The organism is Chachezhania antarctica (assembly GCF_003646465.1).
GTDB classification, from domain to species: Bacteria; Pseudomonadota; Alphaproteobacteria; order Rhodobacterales; family Rhodobacteraceae; genus Chachezhania; species Chachezhania antarctica.
On the sequence record NZ_QZEX01000004.1, the window covers coordinates 356533 to 374087 of the forward strand.

Below are 17555 nucleotides of genomic sequence, written 5' to 3' on the forward strand. Positions count from 1 at the left end.
CGCGCGCGTCAGCCCAGCAGATCGCCCAGCAGCGCGCGGCAGCGGTCCAGTTCGGATAGCGCGATGGATTCGTTGGGCTGGTGCCCGTCGGCCATGTCGCCCGGCCCGCACACGACGGTGGGCAGGCCGAGGCCCGCGAAGAAACCCGCCTCTGTCCCGTAGGAGACGCGGATGGGGTCCGGATCGTCCAGCAGCCCGGCCAGCGCGGCGATGGCCGGGTCCGACGGGTCGGCGTCGAGGCCGGGGTAGGCGGTGACACGGGCGATATCCGTGTCCTTCGGCAGATCGGCCTGCACTTGGGCCAGAATGTCGTCCGGGCTTTCCGAGGCCAGATGCCGGATCTCGAAATCGATCACGGCCTCTTCGGGGATCATGTTCAGCGCCACGCCACCTCTCATCCGCCCGGCATGAACCGTGGAGGAGGGCACGCGGTAGCCCGGATCCTGCGCGCCGCTTTCTGCCAGCCGGTCCTGCACCCGGCGCAGCGTCTGGATCAGGTCGGCGCCGAGGTGCAGCGCGTTGGTGTATAGGGGCGCCATGGAGGAATGACCGGGCTCGCCCCGGCAGGTGGCGCGGTAGGCGGCCTTGCCCTTGTGCCCTATGCACAGGCGCATCGAGGTGGGTTCACCCACAATCACCAGATCGGGGCGGCCAAGCACGGGAACCACCCGGTCGATCATCTGGGGGATGCCCTGGCAGCCGATCTCCTCGTCCCAGCTGAGCGCGATCATGATGGGGCGGGTGAGGGGACCGTCCTTCCGCCGCTCGGCCTCTGCCAGAACGCAGGCGAGGAAGCCCTTCATGTCGGTGCTGCCGCGGCCGATCAGGCGGCCGTCCTGTTCAATCAGGGCAAATGGATCGCCGTGCCAGTCCTGCCCGGCCACCGGCAGCACGTCGCTGTGCGCCGACAGCAGCACGCCGCCGGGGCCGTCCCCCCGCCGCGCCAGCAGCCCGGCCTTGGTGCCACAGCCCGACGGCACGCGGGTCACGGAGAAACCGCAGTCTGACAGGAAAGTCTCGACCCAGCCGATCAGTTCCAGATTTGGCCCGTCGGTGATCGTGGCAAAGCGCACCAGTTGGGCGAGGATCTCGGTCTCGCTCACTATTCGTCGCCCGGCACGCCGTAGGAGGGCGCTTCGGTCGGGTCCAGCGCGCGGGTGATATAGGCGTCGGCCTGCGGCTTGTAGACATCCCACGCGGTGGCGATGGCCGTGATCGGGCAGTCTTCCGTCCAGTCGCAACGGAGTTCCGCGTAAGGCCACGCCTGCCGGTCCATGATCAGCAGCCCGGCGGAATGAACCGGCCCGGCTTCGCCGCCGGCCGCAAGGCCCGCCTGCATCGCGGCGATCAGCCTGTCGCCAAGGGCGCCGGTGGCGGCCTCGAATCCTGCGACGATGGCCGCAGGAACGCCGTCATTCGCCAGAAGGTTCCCGCCCGACGCGCAGTTCTTGCCGCTGGCAGCGGTCCAGATCCCCAGTGCGTTGGCGCCGGAATGGATGAAGCTGCGGCCCTGCGCGTCCACCGCCAGAAGCTGGCGATAGTCGGGGTGCGCTTCGCCTTCGATGGCCTTTGTCACGGCCTCTTCCGCCGACAGTCCGCCTGCCATCAGATCCAGCACCGCGGGCCCCAGTGCCGGATTGGTCACGTTCTGGCTGGCCACTGCCCCCACGCCCGCGCGCGCAAAGGCGCAGCGCGCGGCAACGGCGGGGGAGGAGGACGAGATCGCCACGCCGAACTGGCCGGTCGTCGCGCAGCGGGCGGTGATCGAGAAGGTCATGGCGATCAGTCCGGGATCACGAAAGTGGCGTCGATCTCGACCAGCCAGTCTGGGCGGGCCAGTGCCGTGACCACCACGCCGGTCGACACCGGGTGAATGCCACGGATGTATTCGCCCATCGTGCGGTAGACGGCCTCGCGGTGGCGGACGTCGGTCAGGTAGACGACGACCTTGCAGAGGTGGTCCATCTCGCCCCCGGCTTCGCCGATCAACTGGACGATGTTCTGCATCACCTTGTGGGTCTGTTCGACCGGATCGTGGCTTTCGATATTGGCGGCGGTGTCCAGATCCTGCGGGCACTGGCCACGCAGGAACACGGTGGCGCCGCGGGCGACGACGGCCTGGCACAGGTCGTTGTTTAGGTTCTGTTCCGGGTAAGTGTCGGACGTGTTGAACTTGCGGATGCGGGTATGGGCCAATTCGGTCTCCGATGTCAGCCGGGCGTGCCGGGATAGGCAAGATAGGCGCGGCGCTTCACGATGTGGTCGGTGATGTAGCGGGCATCGTGCCAGACGCCGTAGATGAAGGATGAAGCACGCCGGGTCTGCCAGGGCAATCCCAGGAAGTAGACGCCGGGTTCATCCGTGATCCCGCGCAGATGTTTGGGTTTCCCATTGGCATCGAACGCGTTCACCTTCAGCCATGAGTAATCCAGCGCAAACCCCGTGGCCCAGATGATGGTCGTGACCCCGGCCTGGGCCAGGTCGAGATGCGTGAGCGGATGGGTCAGGCAATCGGGATCGGGAAGGATCTCCCGCGCTTCGGGTTCCTCGGGCAGGTCCAGCCCGTTGGCCTTGGCGAAGGCGTCGGCCTCGTCCAGCACGGCAAGGTAATCGCGGTCGCCGCGGGCGATGTTCTTTGCCAGATCGTTCGAAAAGGTCAGCTTCCCATCGGTGCAGCTTTGTGTCCGTCCGACCAGCGTGATGCCGGTTGCGGCCAGCGCGCGGAAGTCGACGGTATGGCCGCCTTCGGCACCGCTGACGGCGATGGTGACGTGATCGGCGCCGGGGATCGCCTCGGCATCCCACTTGTTCAGAACGCCCAGCCACCAGCAGTAATCCCGCCCGCGATAGCTGCGCGGCGGACGGCCGTGGGGGCCGACCGACAGGTAGACGTCACGGCCCGCCTTGCGCAGTTCCGCCGCGATCTGCACGCCGGAGGAGCCCGCGCCCACCACCAGCACTGCACCGTCAGGCAGGGCGCCCGGATTGCGGTAGGCGATGGAATGCATCTGCGTCAGGCCCGGCGTTTCGGGGACGAGATCGGGCATCAGCGGCGTGTGGAACGGGCCGGTGGCGGCGATGACATAATCCGCCTCGATAGGCCCGGCGCTGGTTTCGGCGCGGAAGCCCTGACGGCTCTCCAGCCGCGTGACCGAGGTGACATCGACCCCAGTGCGCAGGGGCGAATTGATCTGTTCGGCGTAGGCTTCCATGTAGGCCGCGACGTCCTCCTTCCCGGCGAAGGCATTGGGCGGGCAGGAGAACTCCAGCCCCGGGAACCGATCATGCCACGCAGGCCCGTTCGCCACGAGCGAATCCCAGCGCTTGGTGCGCCAGCTTTCGGCGATGCGGCCACGTTCCAGCACGATGTGGGGAATGCCTTCGGCGCCCAGATGTTCGCTCATCGCGACGCCGGCCTGACCGCCGCCGACGACGAGCACGTCCGTCTTCTCGACACTCATCGGAAAGATCCTTCCCTGTCAGAGCGCATTTTGCACCTCGGTTATCGCCTCGCGCAGGATATCCGACGTCCGGTCGATCAGCGTGTCGTCCATCACCAGCGTCGGCGACAGGATAAGGATATTGCCCAATGGCCGCGCGATCAGCCCCCTGTTCTGGGCCGCTTTCGCGACCTTCAGGCCGATCATGTCTTCGGGCGTGAAGGGTTCTTTCGTCTCGCGGTTCTTCACGAATTCGATCCCCATCATGAAATGGCTGCCGCGCACTTCGCCCACCATCTCCAGATCCGCCAGCCCGCGCAGGTTGCCTTCGAACCGCTTGCCGGTGGTGCGGACGGTTTCGGGGATCCGGTCGCGCTCCATCAGCGCGATGTTGGCAAGGCCCGCCGCGGCGGCGGCGGGGTGGCCGGAATAGGTCATCCCGTGCAGGAACGTGCCGCCGGGTTCCGAGATGACCTCGTGAATCTCGTCCGACAGGATCGTGGCCGACAGCGGCTGGTAGCCCGAGGTCAGGCCCTTGGCCGTGGTGATGATATCGGGCTGCACGCCGAACACGTCCTTCGAGGCAAAGAAATGCCCCAGCCGGCCGAAGGCGGTGACGACCTCGTCCGAGATGTACTTGATCTCGTACTCCCGGCACAGCGCGCCCATCGCGGCGTGATAGCCCGGGGGCGGCACGATGATCCCGCCGGCGCCCATGATCGGTTCGGCGATGAAGCAGGCGATGTTCTCGGGCCCGATTTCTTCGATCCGGGCCTTCGCGTCGGCGATCAGGGAGGTCAGGAATTCGGCCTCGGTCTGGCCTTCGCCTTCGCGCCAGTGATGCGGACACCGCAGGTGATGGACGAGACCTTCTGCCTTGTCCCAGCCTTCGGAGTAGGCGGGCGTCGTCATCGCGATGGCGAGGTGGGTGGACCCGTGATAGGCGCCGTGGCGCGACAGGATCTGCTTCTTCTTCGGCTGGCCCAGCCTGTTGTAGTAGTGGTGCAGGATGCGAATGGCCGTGTCGTTTGCGACCGACCCGGAATTGGCGAAATGCACCTTGTTCAGGTGCCCCGGCGCCAGCTCTGCCAGCTTGGTGGCCAGCGCCGCGGCGGCGGGGTGGGTGAAGTTGTAGAACGTCGAATAGAAATCCAGCGTGTCCAGCTGTTCTGTGATCGCGTCGATGATCTCGCGCCGGCGGTGGCCCGCGTTCACGCACCACAGCCCCCCGATCCCGTCGATCAGCTTGTTGCCTTCGCTGTCGGTCACGAAGGCGCCATCGGCCCCCACGATGACCGTCCGCGCGCCGTCCTGCTTCAGGGCGTTCAGATCGGCGAAGGATTGAACGAGGTGCGTGTCGGCGGTCAGCACGCCATCGGTTGAGGTATCGAGATCGAGCGACATGGGTCAGACCTTCTTGAAATCGGCAAGTTGGGTGGATCGGATGGCGTCGGGGACCGGCCGGTCCAAGTCCGCGATCAGCAGCGCAGGGCCGGGGCCTGCGCTGGCAAGCGGAATGGCATCGGGCCCGACGATGACGGAGCGTCCGCCGAAGATCACATCGCCTTCGGGGCCGCAGTAATTGGTGTAGGCGATGGTCAGGTCCATCTCGGCCGCGCGGGCGGGGACGAGCGCGCCAGACACATGGGGGAAGTCGACGGGGTTGGCCGTGGGCACAAGGATCAACTTCACGCCGTCTTCCGCCAGCGCCCGGACATGGGGCGCGAATTCGACGTCGTAGCAGATCATCAGCGCGGTGCGCATACCGTTCAGATCGAAGGTGCAGAAGGCGTCGCCGGGGGCGAAGCTGGCGTTCTCCATCGGTCCGAAAAGCTGGATCTTGCGGTAATGGCCCAGCATCGTGCCGTCGGCGGCGAAGGCGGTGGCGGCGTTGTAGACGGTATCGCCATCCCGTTCCGCCCAGCCAAGCGTGATGCCGCAGCCCGCATCGCGCGCGATCCCGGCCACGCGGGTGAACCATTCGCCGCCCAAAGGCTGGGAAAGCGTGTCATGCAGGCCGGGCTGGTTGTAGCCCGGCAGGTAGAGTTCCGGGAACACGATCATGCCCGCGCCCGCCTGTGCCGCGGCACGGGTCATGGTGTCGAGACGGGTGAACCCCGTCTCGATATCGCCGTGCAGGGGCGTGGTCTGGCAAAGCGCGAGCTGCATCGTCACTTCTTCAGGTTGGTCCAGATCGCGTCGTAAAGGACCTGAACCTCTTCCGGGCAGGCCTGAACGAAGACGCCCTTGGCATCCGCCGGCGGGTTCGATTCCGGGGAATTGGCGACCTCCGGTTCAAGGAATTCCGCCACGCCTTCGACGCCCGCGGTGTACTGGGCATAGTTTGTGACAGCGGCGGCGTTTTCAGGCTCCAGCAGGAAGTTCATGAACTTCAGCGCGTTGTCGCGGTTGGGCGCGTCCTTCAGAAGGGCCACGTTGTCCATCCAGACGATCATGCCTTCCTTGGGGAACACGTATTCGATCGGCGCGCCTTCCGCGCGGGCCTTGGCCGAAAAGCCCGACCAGATCATGCCCGCGGCCGCATCGCCCGACACCAGCACATCCTTCGCCACGTCCGACCCGAACGAGGCCCAGGCGGGCTTCGCCCCCTGCACCAGCGCGTTCAACGCCTTCAGCTGTTCGCGGTCCGATGTGCATTGCGGGATGCCGGCGTAAAGCGAGGCCAGCGTTAGCGTCTCGCCCGAGGTATCCAGAACGTTGATCTTGCCCTTCAGCTCTTCCGGCGGCTCGAAGATCAGCGACAGGCTGTCGAGCGGACCGTCATAGGCTTCGGTGTTCACGGAAAAAGAGGTCGAGCCCCACTGGTAGGGGATGGTGCTTTTCCGGCCCGGATCGAATTCGACATCGACCCACTGGTCCTCGATATTGTCGAAATTGGGCATCTCGTCGGGCGTGAACGTGTCCAGCATGCCTTCGTCGGCCATGATCTTGACCATGTAATCGCCCGGCACCGCGACATCGTATTCGCCCAGCTTGCCCGCCTTCAGCGTGGCCAGCAGCGCCTCGTTCGAATCGAACGTGTCCATGGTGACGGTGACGTCGTATTCCTCGGCGAACTTGTCCAGAAGCTCCTGCGGGATGTATTCGAACCAGTGATAGATCTTCAGCTCGCCCTCGGCGGCCGCCGCGGTGGCAAGGGTCAGCGCCAGCGCGCTGGTGGTGAGAAGTGTTTTCATGTGTCTGTCTCCGCTGTTGTTCAGTTTCTTGATTGACCCGCCCGCCCGATCACCCAGGAGAGCGTGACAAGAACCACCGAGACGCCCAGAAGCAGCGTCGAGATGGCCATGATGTTGGGCTTGATGCCCTGCTTGACCGACCCGAAGATCGCCGTGGGCAGGGTTTCGATGCCCGCGCCCTTGACGAAATTCGTGATCAGGAAGTCGTCGAGCGAGATGATGAAGGCCAGGAGGAACCCCGACAGGATGCCCGGGATCATCAGCGGCAGCAGGACCAGCCGGAACGCCTCCCAGGGCGTGGCGTACAGGTCCATCGCCGCCTGTTCGTACATGTCGGGCACCGATTGCATCCGCGCCGCGATGGGCAGGTAGGCGAACGGTATGCAGAAGACGAGATGGGCCACGAAGATGGTCATCAGCCCGGTCTTGAACCCGATGGTGATGAAGAAGATCAGCGAGGCGACGGCCGTCACGATCTCCGGCACCATCAGGGGCAGGTTGATCAGCGCAAGGCTGGCCATCTTGCCGCGGAACCGGCCTGTGCGGTTCATGGCCACGGCGGCAGCGGTGGCGATGATCGTGGCGCAGGTGGCCGCGGCGATGGCGATGACGAAGGAGTTGATCGCCGCATCGCGGAAGCGGGGCGCCTCCGGCCCGGTGAAGACGTCGACATACCATTTCAGGGAAAACCCGCCCCAGCGGGTGATCGAGGTCGACGCGTTGAAGCTGTAGACCGCGACGATCACCAAGGGCGCATAGAGCACCAGCAGGCACAGCCATGTCGTGACCCGGAACCCGGCAAAGCGGCGGAGGTCGGTCTTGGCCATCACCCGTCCTCCCGCATTTGTGCGCGGGCGTGGATCAGCAGGACGCCCATTACCACGGTCAGCAGGATCATCGCCGCCGCCGCCCCGAACGGCCAGTTGCCGGCGGCGCCCTTGAACTGTTCCTCGATCAGCGACCCGATCATGAAGGTCTTGGCCCCGCCCAGCAGATCCGGCGCCAGGAACGCGCCAAGCGACGGCACGAAGACAAGGATGCACCCGGCCACGATCCCCGGTTTCACGGCGGGCAGGATCACCAGCCGCAGTGTCGTCCAGCTGTCGCAATAAAGATCGGCGGCGGCTTCCGAGAGGGCGAAGTCATACCGTTCAACGGCGGCGTAGATCGGCAGCACCATGAAGGGCAGGTAGGAATAGAACAGCCCGACCTGCACGGCGAAGTTGGTGTTGATCAGCGACAGGGGCTCGGCAATCACCCCGGTCCACATCAGGAATTCGTTGAGCGGGCCGGTGTCGCGCAGCAGGAATTTCATGGAAACGGTGCGGATCAGCAGGTTCACCCAGTAGGGGATCGTGATCAGGAACAGCCAGACCGACCGGGTGGAGACCGGCCGCGTCGCCACGTACCACGCCGTGGGAAAGCCGATCAGCAGGCAGAAGAATGTCGCCAGCCCGGCCTGCCAGATCGAGCGCCAGAAGATGCCAAGGTAGGTCCATTCGATGGTGGGCGGTTCGTCCCCGAAAAGGCCCCGGTTCAAGAAGAACTGGTCGTAGGCGGCGAAGGTGAACTCCCAGATCACGCCGCCGCGGAATTCCTTCGTCAGGAAGGAATAGACGGCCATCAGAATGACCGGCAGCAGCAGGAAGACCCCGATGAAGATCCATGCGGGAAGGAGCAGCCGCGGACCGCTGCCGCGATAGACCTCGGACCGGGAAGCGCCCCCGCCGGGCGCGGCGCCTGCCATCAGTCCGCCAGCAGGCGCGCTGCGCCTGCCTCCACGTCCAATGCCAGCCGCGTCCCTTGTGCCGGGATATCCGCACCGCTGCTTTGCATTCGCACCACCAGCGGCGTGCCATCATCGAGCTTCGCGTGCAGCTGGATATCGGTGCCAAGGTAGACATGGCTGTCCACCGTGGCCGTCACGCTGCCGGGACCGTCCGTGGGCGTGATCCGTTCCGGGCGCACCGACAGGTGGCCGGGGCCCGTCGCGGCCCCATCGGCGGCGGGCACGTCGATCACGGTGCCTCCCGGCAGGGCGACCGTCGCGCGGCCACCCAAGACCGTCTGCACGTCAACTTCCAGAAGGTTCGTCTCGCCAATGAAATCGGCGACGAAGCGGTTCACGGGCGCCTCGTAGATCTCGCGCGGGGTGCCGATCTGCTGGACATGGCCGTTGGACATGACGGCGATCCGGTCGGACATGGTCAGCGCTTCTTCCTGATCGTGGGTCACGAAGACGAAAGCGATGCCGGTTTCCCGCTGGATCTGCTTCAGTTCGACCCGCACCGCCTGCCGCAGCTTCAGATCGAGCGCGGACAGCGGTTCATCCAGCAACAGCACCTGCGGTTCGGGAGCCAGTGCGCGGGCCAAGGCGACCCGCTGCTGCTGTCCGCCCGACAATTGGCCGGGCTTCCGCTTGGCGAAATCGGTCAGCTGCACCAGCTTCAGCACCTGTCGCGCGCGGCCTTCTGCATCCCGTGCCGACCAGCCGCGCCGGGCAAGGCCGAAGGCCACGTTGTCCAGCACCGTCATGTGCGGGAACAGAGCGTATTGCTGGAACACCGTGTTCACCGGCCGCTTGTGCGCGGGCAGGGGGGTGATGTCGTCCCCGTGCAGGCGGATCATGCCCTCCGACACGTCCTCGAACCCCGCGATGCAGCGCAAAAGCGTCGTCTTCCCGCAGCCCGACGGGCCCAGCAGCGTGAAGAACTCGCCCTCCCGGATGTCGAGCGTCACGCCATGCAACGCGGTCACGCTGCCATAGCGTTTGACCACGTGGTCGACATCCACTGCGATGTTCTTCTGGTCCATCGGCCCCTCTTGCGGCATACCCCCGGTTACGGGGCTTTATCGTAAGAAAGGCGTCTTCAGGGGGTACATACCCCCAGAGGGGTATCATGCAGCCACTTCCCAACACGGCCGAGAGGCATCTGGCAGACGTCATCGGTGCCCTGGGAACCGACGATTTCGCCCATGCGCTCTATGCCTGGCTGGACCGCAGCATCGAAATCGACAACACCACGATGCTGGCCTATTTCCAGACCCGGAGGCCGGAGGCGCTGTTCTATCGCGCGCGCGTGTCTGCCGTGCATGCGAATATCGAAAGCAATTATATCTCAGGGGCTTACCTGCTCGATCCCTTTCACGAACTTCATGTCGCGCGGGTGCCTGAAGGGCTCTACCGCCTGCGCGATTTCGCGCCCGACCAGTTCCAGCGGAACGAGTACTACGCCACCTATTACCGCCGCACGACGCTGGTCGACGAAATGGCCTACGTGGCCTATCCGGCCGAAGGGGTATCCGTGCATGTCTGCCTTGGGCGCGACGCCAGTTCGGGTCGCCCGTTTTCCCCGCGTGACGTGGATGTCGCCCAAAGATTAAGCACGATTGCCTGCAGGCTGATCGCAAAGCAATGGGCGGGGCTCTCGTCCAGCGGCGACTATACCGATGCAAAGCTCGTCGATCGGTTGCGCGAACGCTTTGTCGAGCGTCATGGAATCAGCCTCAGCCGCCGTCAGTCCGAGGTCGCGCTGCTGATCCTGCGGGGGCATTCTTCGGTCTCCATCGGCCTCCGCCTGGAAATCAGCCCGCAGACGGTGAAGGTCTTCCGCAAGCAGTTGTACCGCAAATGCCGGATCTCGTCGCAGGCCGAACTGTTCTCGCTGGTGATGCCGCTGCTTTCGGACTGACCCGCGTCGCGCTCGACCGGGTGCATGGGATCGTGTACGATTTTGCACCAGATGGAGACGTCCGCACTAACCGTCTCGGCTGGAAGCAGAATGCTCTTCTTGCGGCCTTGGGCTGCAGGCGGCGGGCGCAACGGAGACACCGCGGTTGAACGATCTCAGTCCGACCCTTGCCCCACCCCCCGCCGTGCAGTCGGCCCGGATTGACCACGGGTTGGATCAGGCCGCGATGCAGCCATGGATCCGGATGGAATGCCTGCAGCTTAGCCCGGGGCGGCAGCTGGGCCGGATGGAGTGCATGGATCTGGGTGGCCAGCAGATCGTGCGCGAACATCAGGACGCCGCGGTCCAGAAACTGGGGGCCACGCCCGACAACCTGTGCACGCTGTCCTATTGCACGCTGGATCCCGCGTTCCGGTTTTCCGAATATGACGCTGCCAATGCCGACGCGATCTTCTTCATGCCGGGGCGGACGGAGTTCGATATCCACGTGCCTGCCGGTGCGCAGACGACCTATGTCACTTTCGATCACGACGCGTTCCTGAGCGCCGCCCGCATCCTGAACCCGTCACAATGGTCCGGGGCGGGCGCGGGGCTGACGGCGATCCGGTCGCGGGACAAGCGCCGCTTCGCGGAGGCGGTCGATCTGTGCTTTCAGGCGGGGAAGATGGCGACGGCGTCGGGCGTGCCCCTTGATACGGTGGGCATGCAGACCAGCCTATTCCAGACGCTCCTGCACGTCGTGACGGCATCGCTGGATGCGCATCGCCCCCTGCCGCCGGCCGCGCGGGTGAAAGCGATGCAGATCTGCCGGCAGGCCCGCAACCTGGCCGAAGACCGCGCCGTCACGGACGAGCCGCCAAGTGTGGTGGAGCTGTGCAGCGAACTCGGCGTGTCGCAGCGTACCCTGCAATACGCGTTCAGCACGCATATGGGCATGTCGCCGATGGCCTATCTGCGCCTTCTGCGTCTGAACCGCGTGCAGGCCATTCTTTGCCGGGCGGAACCGGGCGATACGACGGTGACGGCCACGGCCATGCATCACGGGTTCCTGCACCTTGGGCGCTTCGCACAGGATTACAAACGCATCTTCAACGAGTCCCCTTCGGCCACCCTCGCGCGCTGAACGGCTGGTTCGTGCATTCCGGTAGTATCGTTCATGTGAAAGACGAATTGCGGAAATCGGATAGTCCGACCGCAATGCCGCGACTAATCTTGCGCTCGAGCCGTGGGCCGGGCCCGGACCTGTGATCCGACCGAACCCACTCGGACTAATTCGCCCCGTTTGATACGGGCGAACCAAGATGACGGATGTTTCCTGATATGTTTGCTTTCTTCACGCGATTTCATCTTCCGGCCCTGTCAGGTGTTGCCCTGACCGCGTTTCTTTCGGTCGGCCCTGCGGCAGCCTCGGATCTGGACAGCTATCTGAACGACATTCGCGAGCAGTACGGCGTACCCGCGATTGCAGCGGCGGTGGTGAAGAATGGCGAGGTCGTCGAGGCATCGGCGGTCGGCACGCGCGTTATGGGCCGCGACCTGCCCGTCACGATCGATGACCGGTTCCACATCGGGTCGAACACCAAGTCGATGACCGCGACGCTGGCGGGCATGATGGTCGATGAAGGCAAGCTGCAATGGGACACGACCGTGGGCGAGGTTCTGGGCGAAGACGTGCCGGGGATGAGCGGGAGCCTGTCCAACGCCACGCTCGAACAGCTGCTGTCCCATTCCAGCGGCATACCCGGCGACAATGACGAGCTGCTGGATCTCTATTTCAACGCCGAAACGTTCGACTACAACACCTTCGACCGGCGGCTGCGCGTGCTGGATCACTGGAAGGAGAACGAGATCACGGTGCCCGAAGGCTCCCCCTTCCAGTACTCCAACATGGGCTACATGATCGCCGGCGCGATGATCGAGAAGGTCTCGGGCGAGGCGTGGGAGCGGTTGATCCACGAACGGATCTTCGAACCGCTGGGAATGGACTCCGCGGGCATCGGCCCGCCGGCGACCTTCGGCCTGTTGGACGCGGCCGTCGGGCACATGACCAATGCCGACGGATCGGTGACGCCCCGCCTCTGGGGGCCAGCGGCAGACGGGCCGGTGGTGCTGGGACCGGCGGGCATGGCGCACATGTCGATCCTTGATTACGCCAAATGGGCCGACTGGAACGCCGGGAAGGGCGCGCGCGGTCCCGCGCTCGTCTCGCCCGAAACCCTGGCCACGATCCAGGCGCAGCATGTCGAAACGCCGGTTCGGGAGAACCCGCCGCCGGGAACGCCCACGACGGGCGGTTACGGTTTCGGCTGGAGCATCGTGGACTACGATTGGGCCGACGGCCCGTTGCCAACGCATAACGGATCGAACGCGATGAACCTGACGCGGATCATCGTCGATCCCGACCGCGACCTTGGCGTTGTCGTCACGACGAACATCGCCGGCGCAAATGGCAACGACGCCACGGGCGCAGTGCTGGAGCGTCTGTACACGGCCTACGCCGCCGACTGACAGTCACGGTGGCGCCTTTGTGCCCCCGCTTTCCCAACCACCAATAACAAGAACGAGGAGACAAGAGAATGTGCCAGGATCATCCTGAACATACCATCAGCCGCCGGGGGCTTTTTGCCGGCGGTCTGGCCATGACCGTTGCCGGGGCTGCGGCCGCGACGCAAGCCACCGGCCAATCGGCCGGACCGGCGCCGACCTCGCCCGAGGAGGCGTTGCAGCGCCTGATGGACGGCAACGCGCGCTATGTCGCGAACGAGGCGATCAACACCGATCACTCGGTCGGCCGAAATGCTCGGGCGGAAGGGCAGCAGCCCTTTGCCGCGATCGTCTCCTGCGCGGATTCCCGCGTCGCGCCCGAGCTGATCTTCGACCAGGGGCCGGGCGATCTGTTCGTGGTCCGCGTGGCCGGGAACTTCATCAACGAAGATGGGCTGGCCAGTCTTGAATTCGGGGCCGCCGTGCTTGGCGTGCAGGTGATCGTGGTGCTTGGCCACACCTCTTGCGGTGCGGTGAGTGCGACGATCCAGTCGATCCAGGACAAGGAACTGCCCCCGGGCCATCTGCCGTCGCTGGTCAACGCGCTGCGGCCTGCCGTCTACGACGTTATGGCCACCGGTGCGGACAACCTTCTGGAAGCCGCCACTGCGAAGAATGCGGTGCTGAATGCCGAAATGGCGTCCAAGGCGGAGCCGATCCTTGCCGGGATGCACGAAGAGGGCAAGCTCAGCTCGGTTGCGGCGGTCTATGATATCGCCACCGGGAAGGTCGAATTCCTCTGATCGACGACACGATACCGAAGCGGATCACGCGGTCCGCTTCGGTTCAGCCTTCGCCACTTATCTTTTTCCGCATCGCGCGCTGATAGGTCTTGGGCGAAGCGCGCATGATCAGCGATGACAGCCGCGCCACGCGGCCCACGGGGATGAATTCATCCCCCCTGTCGACGCCCCGCAGGATTACGCGCGCCGCCTCCTCCGGCGTCATGTAATCCACCCCGTCCGCAGCTGATCCCGGGCGCACGACGCCGTCTTCCGTCCGCGATGCATTGCCGATATTCGTTGCCACGAAGCTCGGCGCCGCGATCAGGCTGCGCACGCCATAGGGCGCCTCTTCCGACCTGAGCGACGAAAAGAACCCCTGCATCGCGTGTTTCGACGCGGCATAGGCCGTCCGGTTGTGGAGCGGCGCGAAGCCCGCGACCGACGAGATGGCCAGGTGCGTGCCGCGCGCCTCGCGCACTGGCTGCAGGAAGGCGCGGGCCATTTCGACGGCGGCGAAATAGTTGATCTCGAACACCCGCCGGTGACTGGCGGCATCGCTTTCGGCGAAGGGGCCGATCTGCGACACGCCCGCATTGTAGATCACGAGGTCGATGGAGGGCCGCGCGGCGATGATGTCGCTTGCCGCCGTGTGCAGGGCCTGCGTGTCCGTCAGATCCACGGCGACGGGTGTCTGCGCTTCGGTCGCCTCGAGCCCCGTCACATCGATATCCATCAGGACCGAATGCCAGCCTTGCGCGCCGAGTTGCGCCGCCAGCGCCCGGCCCAGCCCGCCATTCCCGCCAGAGATCACCGCGGTTTTCATAGGCCTGCCTCCCGTCGCCACAGGTCGAAGACCTCGGCCGATGTCAGTTCCGGCTGGTAGCCGAAATCGTGTTTCAACCGGTCGTTGGCCAGCACGGGGCGGTATTGCAGGAACCGCACCTGTTCGGGCCCGTATTGCGACAGCCCCAGCGGGTGCGCCACGGCCAGCGCGGCCTTCAGCCCCCAGGCGGGCAGGCGGAGGACAGGTTTGCCCAATGTCTGCGCCAGCGTATCGACAGACAGCCACCCGTCGCCGGCCACGTTGAAGATACCTGCCGGCCCCCCGGTCGCCGCGCGGCGGACGATGCGGGCCAGGTCCTGCGTCCAGATGAAGACGAACGGGCTGTCGCAGCCCCGGATCGCCAGCAGCCGCTTGCGATGAAACAGCGCCGTTATCTGGTTGTCTGTGCCGGCACCCAGCACGGTGCCCACGCGCAGCACGACCTGCTCCAGTTGCGGATGCAGCCAGCGCGCCTGGGCCAGCATCTCTTCGACCTGGCGCTTGTGATCGGCATAGGCGAATTCCGGATTGCCGCGGCAGGGGGCGTCTTCTGTCAGCGGCACCGGGTTGTCGGCGTGATAGCCATAGGCCGCGCCAGAGCTTGTCACGACAAGGCGTTTGACCTTGTGGTGGATGCAGGCCTCCAGCACGTTCTTGGTGCCGGTGACATCGACCGCAAAGGCCTGTTCGCGGGTCATGCCCGGAGGCGGTGTGACGATGGAGGCGAGGTGCACGACGACATCGGGTCTTTCCTCACCGATCACCGTGTCGGGGTCGGAGCCTGTCACATCCATCCGCTGGAAGCGGACAGCGTCGGGCAGGCTGCCACGCGCAAGATCGGTGGCCACGATATCGTCCGCGGGCAGGGCAGTGGCCAGCGCGCGGCCGACCATGCCCGCGCCGCCGGTGATCAGGATGCGCGTCATCGCGGGGCCTCGGTCCGCGACATGATCCGGGCGAGCGCCAGCCCGGATATCGCGTGCCAGATGCCCCAGAAAGCCGCGACCACGGCCATGCCGCCAAGCCCGCCGAAGAAGCCGAAGATCAGGACAAGGCCAAGGCCGGAATTCTGGATCCCCGTTTCGATGGTGATGGCGCGCCTGTCGAAGGGCGACAGCCGGGCGAGGGTCGCGAAGATGTATCCGCCGCCCAGGGCGATGGCGTTGTGCAGGATCACCAGCCCGGCGATCCCGCCGGCATAGGCCAGGAACTGCGCCCAGTTGGCGGCCAGGGCAAGCACGATGAACGCCACGAAGATCCCCATCGAGATCCACTGAAGCGGCTTGCGCAGCCGCGCCGCAACTGCGGGCCGCTTCGTGTTCAGCGTCACGCCCAACACCAGAGGCAGGACCAGCATCAGCCCCACGATGATCGCGATGGTGACCGGGTCGACATGTGTCTGGCGCAGGATCTCGGCCGAGGGCTCGTAAAGGCTCCCCCAGAAGGCGATGTTGAACGGTGTCAGCAGGATTGCCCCGACCGTCGCGAAGGCGGTCATCGACACCGACAGCGCCGCATTTCCGCCCGCGCGGTGGGTGATGAAGTTCGAGATGTTGCCCCCCGGGCAGGCCGCCACAAGGATCAGCCCCAGCGCGACAGACGCGGCCGGCTGCACGATCATCACCAGCAGGAAGGTCAGCACCGGCAGCAGCACGAACTGCGACAGCAGGCCCACGATCAGCGGCTTCGGCGCCTGTGCCAGCGCCTTGAAATCGCGCGGCCGCAGGTCGATGGCGATCGAGAACATCACCACCGCAAGGATCGCGTTCAGCAGCATCAGCGACCCGGGCGTGAAATCGAGTACCGCCTCGTCGATCATTTTGCCGACCCGCGCAGCTTGTCGATCCAGCCGGTCACGGCCTTCCGGTACGTCGCCTTGTCGACGTAATAGGCCATGCGCGGCAGGTCGATGTAGTTCATGCCGCCGGTTGCGCGCTCGAACCCCTTGGCCTTCGTTTCCTTCAGCTCCTGCGCGGCAGTGGCGCCGGATTTCAGGCCCTCGATGTAGCGCACCACCATCTCGGCCTGTTCGTGCCGGCCTTGCCAGCCCAGGCCCGACGCTTCGACCATGCCCATCACGAAGAGGTCGTCCCGTTCGGGATGCATGCAGTTCAGGTAAAGATGCGGGGCGGACCCTTGCCAGTTCAGGTGCGCGCTGTCGATGAAGGGGTAGTCCAGCTTGTAGCCCGTGGCGACAAGGATCATTTCGTAGGCGCTGCTGGTGCCGTCCTTGAAATGGACCGTCTTGCCTTCGAACCGGTCGACATCCGGGCGGATCGTAATGTCGCCATGGCCCGCGTGGTACAGCACCAGCGAGTTCACGATGGGGTGGCTTTCGTACAGCTTGTAGTCGGGCTTGGGGAAGCCGTATTTCTGCGGGTTGCCGACGAACCATTTCAGGATCGTGCCGTCCACGATCCGCTTCAGGGCCATCGGAAGCTTGATCGCGCCGCCCAGCGTGTCGGCGGGTTTGCCGAAGACGTATTTCGGCACGAAATAGTACCCCCGCCGCATCGACAGATCGCAGGATTCCCCGTGATGGATCGCGTCCACCGCGATGTCGCAGCCGGAATTGCCTGCGCCGATGACCAGCACGCGCTTGCCCGCGAACTGGGTCGGATGGCGGTAGTCCGAGGCGTGGATCAGCTCGCCCGTGAACTCCCCCTTGAAGGCAGGCATGTTGGGCGTGCTCAGCGTGCCGTTGGCGATCATCAGGCCCGAGAAGTCTTCGGCATGCTCGCCCTCCGCATCGCGCCACGTGATCCGCCAGCCGTCATTCGGGCCGCCCAGAGGCGTGCAGGACAGGACCTCGGCGCCGAAACGGTAGTGCTTCTTCAGGTCGAAATGGTCGGCGAACTCGTCGAAATAGCGCTTCATCTCGCGATGCGAGGGGTATTCGGCCACCTCCTCGCGCATGGGGAAATCGGTGAACTCGGTCATCTTCTTCGAGGAGATGAGATGCGCGGTTTCGTACATGGTCGAGCGAGGGGCATCGATATCCCACAGGCCGCCCACGCCGGAGTTCAGCTCGAACCCCTGAAAGGCGATTCCGTGTTCGCTCAGCAGCTTCGCGGCTGCCAGACCCATAGGGCCCGCCCCGATCAGGGCAAACCGGTTTTGTGCGTCGGTCATTT

18 protein-coding genes are annotated in these 17555 nt (G+C 65.2%); 4 read left to right on the forward strand and 14 right to left on the reverse strand.

Annotated features, from left to right (window positions below; translation table 11 throughout):
• Nucleotides 1-8: 8 nt before the first annotated feature.
• The 10 genes from argE to D4754_RS10735 are packed head-to-tail and all read right to left on the reverse strand — an operon-like array spanning nt 9 to nt 9451.
• Entirely contained in the window at nt 9-1103 is a 1095-nt protein-coding gene (argE, locus tag D4754_RS10690) for an acetylornithine deacetylase (RefSeq protein WP_121063285.1), read from the reverse strand.
• Nucleotides 1103-1777 carry a DUF1028 domain-containing protein gene (locus D4754_RS10695; RefSeq protein WP_121063288.1) on the reverse strand — a complete coding sequence of 225 codons (675 nt, stop codon included), beginning with the start codon at nt 1775-1777 and terminating at the stop codon, nt 1103-1105. The genes argE and D4754_RS10695 overlap by 1 nt, the downstream gene beginning before the upstream one ends.
• Before the next feature lie 5 nt (nt 1778-1782).
• Entirely contained in the window at nt 1783-2196 is a 414-nt protein-coding gene (locus tag D4754_RS10700; protein ID WP_121063290.1) for a RidA family protein, read from the reverse strand.
• Nucleotides 2197-2210: 14 nt separating this feature from the next.
• Nucleotides 2211-3461 carry a flavin-containing monooxygenase gene (locus D4754_RS10705; RefSeq protein WP_121063292.1) on the reverse strand — a complete coding sequence of 417 codons (1251 nt, stop codon included), beginning with the start codon at nt 3459-3461 and terminating at the stop codon, nt 2211-2213.
• A gap of 18 nt (nt 3462-3479) precedes the next feature.
• Nucleotides 3480-4844, reverse strand: a complete 1365-nt coding sequence (locus D4754_RS10710; protein ID WP_121063294.1) for an aminotransferase class III-fold pyridoxal phosphate-dependent enzyme — start codon at nt 4842-4844, stop codon at nt 3480-3482.
• Nucleotides 4845-4847: 3 nt separating this feature from the next.
• Nucleotides 4848-5609: a carbon-nitrogen hydrolase family protein gene (locus D4754_RS10715; protein ID WP_121063296.1), complete on the reverse strand. Its 762-nt coding sequence runs from the start codon at nt 5607-5609 to the stop codon at nt 4848-4850.
• A gap of 2 nt (nt 5610-5611) precedes the next feature.
• Complete coding sequence (locus D4754_RS10720) at nt 5612-6637, reverse strand: extracellular solute-binding protein (protein ID WP_121063298.1); 1026 nt, start codon at nt 6635-6637, stop codon at nt 5612-5614.
• 20 nt (nt 6638-6657) lie between these two features.
• Nucleotides 6658-7464, reverse strand: a complete 807-nt coding sequence (locus D4754_RS10725; protein WP_121063299.1) for an ABC transporter permease — start codon at nt 7462-7464, stop codon at nt 6658-6660.
• Nucleotides 7464-8384, reverse strand: coding sequence for an ABC transporter permease (locus D4754_RS10730; protein WP_121063301.1), 921 nt, complete (start codon nt 8382-8384; stop codon nt 7464-7466). Before D4754_RS10730 ends, D4754_RS10725 begins: the two co-directional genes overlap by 1 nt.
• A complete protein-coding gene (locus D4754_RS10735; protein WP_240453836.1) occupies nt 8384-9451 on the reverse strand; it encodes an ABC transporter ATP-binding protein in 1068 nt (355 codons plus the stop codon). The genes D4754_RS10730 and D4754_RS10735 overlap by 1 nt, the downstream gene beginning before the upstream one ends.
• An 86-nt stretch (nt 9452-9537) precedes the next feature.
• On the opposite strand from D4754_RS10735, the gene D4754_RS10740 reads away from it, so the two are divergent.
• From D4754_RS10740 to D4754_RS10755, 4 genes are all read left to right on the forward strand, one after another.
• Entirely contained in the window at nt 9538-10329 is a 792-nt protein-coding gene (locus D4754_RS10740; protein ID WP_121063306.1) for a helix-turn-helix transcriptional regulator, read from the forward strand.
• A gap of 145 nt (nt 10330-10474) precedes the next feature.
• Entirely contained in the window at nt 10475-11452 is a 978-nt protein-coding gene (locus D4754_RS10745) for a helix-turn-helix domain-containing protein (protein WP_163025874.1), read from the forward strand.
• 197 nt (nt 11453-11649) lie between these two features.
• Nucleotides 11650-12837 carry a serine hydrolase domain-containing protein gene (locus D4754_RS10750; RefSeq protein WP_121063310.1) on the forward strand — a complete coding sequence of 396 codons (1188 nt, stop codon included), beginning with the start codon at nt 11650-11652 and terminating at the stop codon, nt 12835-12837.
• A 68-nt stretch (nt 12838-12905) separates the two neighbouring features.
• Nucleotides 12906-13616, forward strand: a complete 711-nt coding sequence (locus D4754_RS10755; RefSeq protein ID WP_121063312.1) for a carbonic anhydrase — start codon at nt 12906-12908, stop codon at nt 13614-13616.
• Between the two features lie 43 nt (nt 13617-13659).
• Here D4754_RS10755 and D4754_RS10760 read toward each other — a convergent pair whose 3' ends face one another.
• Genes D4754_RS10760 through D4754_RS10775 form a run of 4 tightly spaced genes read right to left on the reverse strand, consistent with a single transcriptional unit; the run spans nt 13660 to nt 17553 of the window.
• Entirely contained in the window at nt 13660-14421 is a 762-nt protein-coding gene (locus tag D4754_RS10760; protein ID WP_121063314.1) for an SDR family NAD(P)-dependent oxidoreductase, read from the reverse strand.
• Complete coding sequence (locus D4754_RS10765) at nt 14418-15347, reverse strand: SDR family oxidoreductase (protein ID WP_121063319.1); 930 nt, start codon at nt 15345-15347, stop codon at nt 14418-14420. The genes D4754_RS10760 and D4754_RS10765 overlap by 4 nt, the downstream gene beginning before the upstream one ends.
• Nucleotides 15344-16240, reverse strand: coding sequence for a bile acid:sodium symporter family protein (locus tag D4754_RS10770; protein ID WP_121063321.1), 897 nt, complete (start codon nt 16238-16240; stop codon nt 15344-15346). The genes D4754_RS10765 and D4754_RS10770 overlap by 4 nt, the downstream gene beginning before the upstream one ends.
• Nucleotides 16237-17553, reverse strand: a complete 1317-nt coding sequence (locus tag D4754_RS10775; protein WP_121063323.1) for a flavin-containing monooxygenase — start codon at nt 17551-17553, stop codon at nt 16237-16239. Before D4754_RS10775 ends, D4754_RS10770 begins: the two co-directional genes overlap by 4 nt.
• Nucleotides 17554-17555: the final 2 nt, after the last annotated feature.

Bases quoted from the DNA above. Each gene is read 5' to 3' on its own strand.
- D4754_RS10695 (WP_121063288.1), bottom strand. From the start codon at position 1,777: ATGACCTTCTCGATCACCGCCCGCTGCGCGACGACCGGCCAGTTCGGC.
- D4754_RS10705 (WP_121063292.1), bottom strand. From the start codon at position 3,461: ATGAGTGTCGAGAAGACGGACGTGCTCGTCGTCGGCGGCGGTCAGGCC.
- D4754_RS10710 (WP_121063294.1), bottom strand. From the start codon at position 4,844: ATGTCGCTCGATCTCGATACCTCAACCGATGGCGTGCTGACCGCCGAC.
- D4754_RS10715 (WP_121063296.1), bottom strand. From the start codon at position 5,609: ATGCAGCTCGCGCTTTGCCAGACCACGCCCCTGCACGGCGATATCGAG.
- D4754_RS10720 (WP_121063298.1), bottom strand. From the start codon at position 6,637: ATGAAAACACTTCTCACCACCAGCGCGCTGGCGCTGACCCTTGCCACC.
- D4754_RS10725 (WP_121063299.1), bottom strand. From the start codon at position 7,464: ATGGCCAAGACCGACCTCCGCCGCTTTGCCGGGTTCCGGGTCACGACA.
- D4754_RS10730 (WP_121063301.1), bottom strand. From the start codon at position 8,384: ATGGCAGGCGCCGCGCCCGGCGGGGGCGCTTCCCGGTCCGAGGTCTAT.
- D4754_RS10735 (WP_240453836.1), bottom strand. From the start codon at position 9,451: ATGGACCAGAAGAACATCGCAGTGGATGTCGACCACGTGGTCAAACGC.
- D4754_RS10740 (WP_121063306.1), top strand. From the start codon at position 9,538: ATGCAGCCACTTCCCAACACGGCCGAGAGGCATCTGGCAGACGTCATC.
- D4754_RS10750 (WP_121063310.1), top strand. From the start codon at position 11,650: ATGTTTGCTTTCTTCACGCGATTTCATCTTCCGGCCCTGTCAGGTGTT.
- D4754_RS10755 (WP_121063312.1), top strand. From the start codon at position 12,906: ATGTGCCAGGATCATCCTGAACATACCATCAGCCGCCGGGGGCTTTTT.
- D4754_RS10760 (WP_121063314.1), bottom strand. From the start codon at position 14,421: ATGAAAACCGCGGTGATCTCTGGCGGGAATGGCGGGCTGGGCCGGGCG.
- D4754_RS10765 (WP_121063319.1), bottom strand. From the start codon at position 15,347: ATGACGCGCATCCTGATCACCGGCGGCGCGGGCATGGTCGGCCGCGCG.
- D4754_RS10770 (WP_121063321.1), bottom strand. From the start codon at position 16,240: ATGATCGACGAGGCGGTACTCGATTTCACGCCCGGGTCGCTGATGCTG.
- D4754_RS10775 (WP_121063323.1), bottom strand. From the start codon at position 17,553: ATGACCGACGCACAAAACCGGTTTGCCCTGATCGGGGCGGGCCCTATG.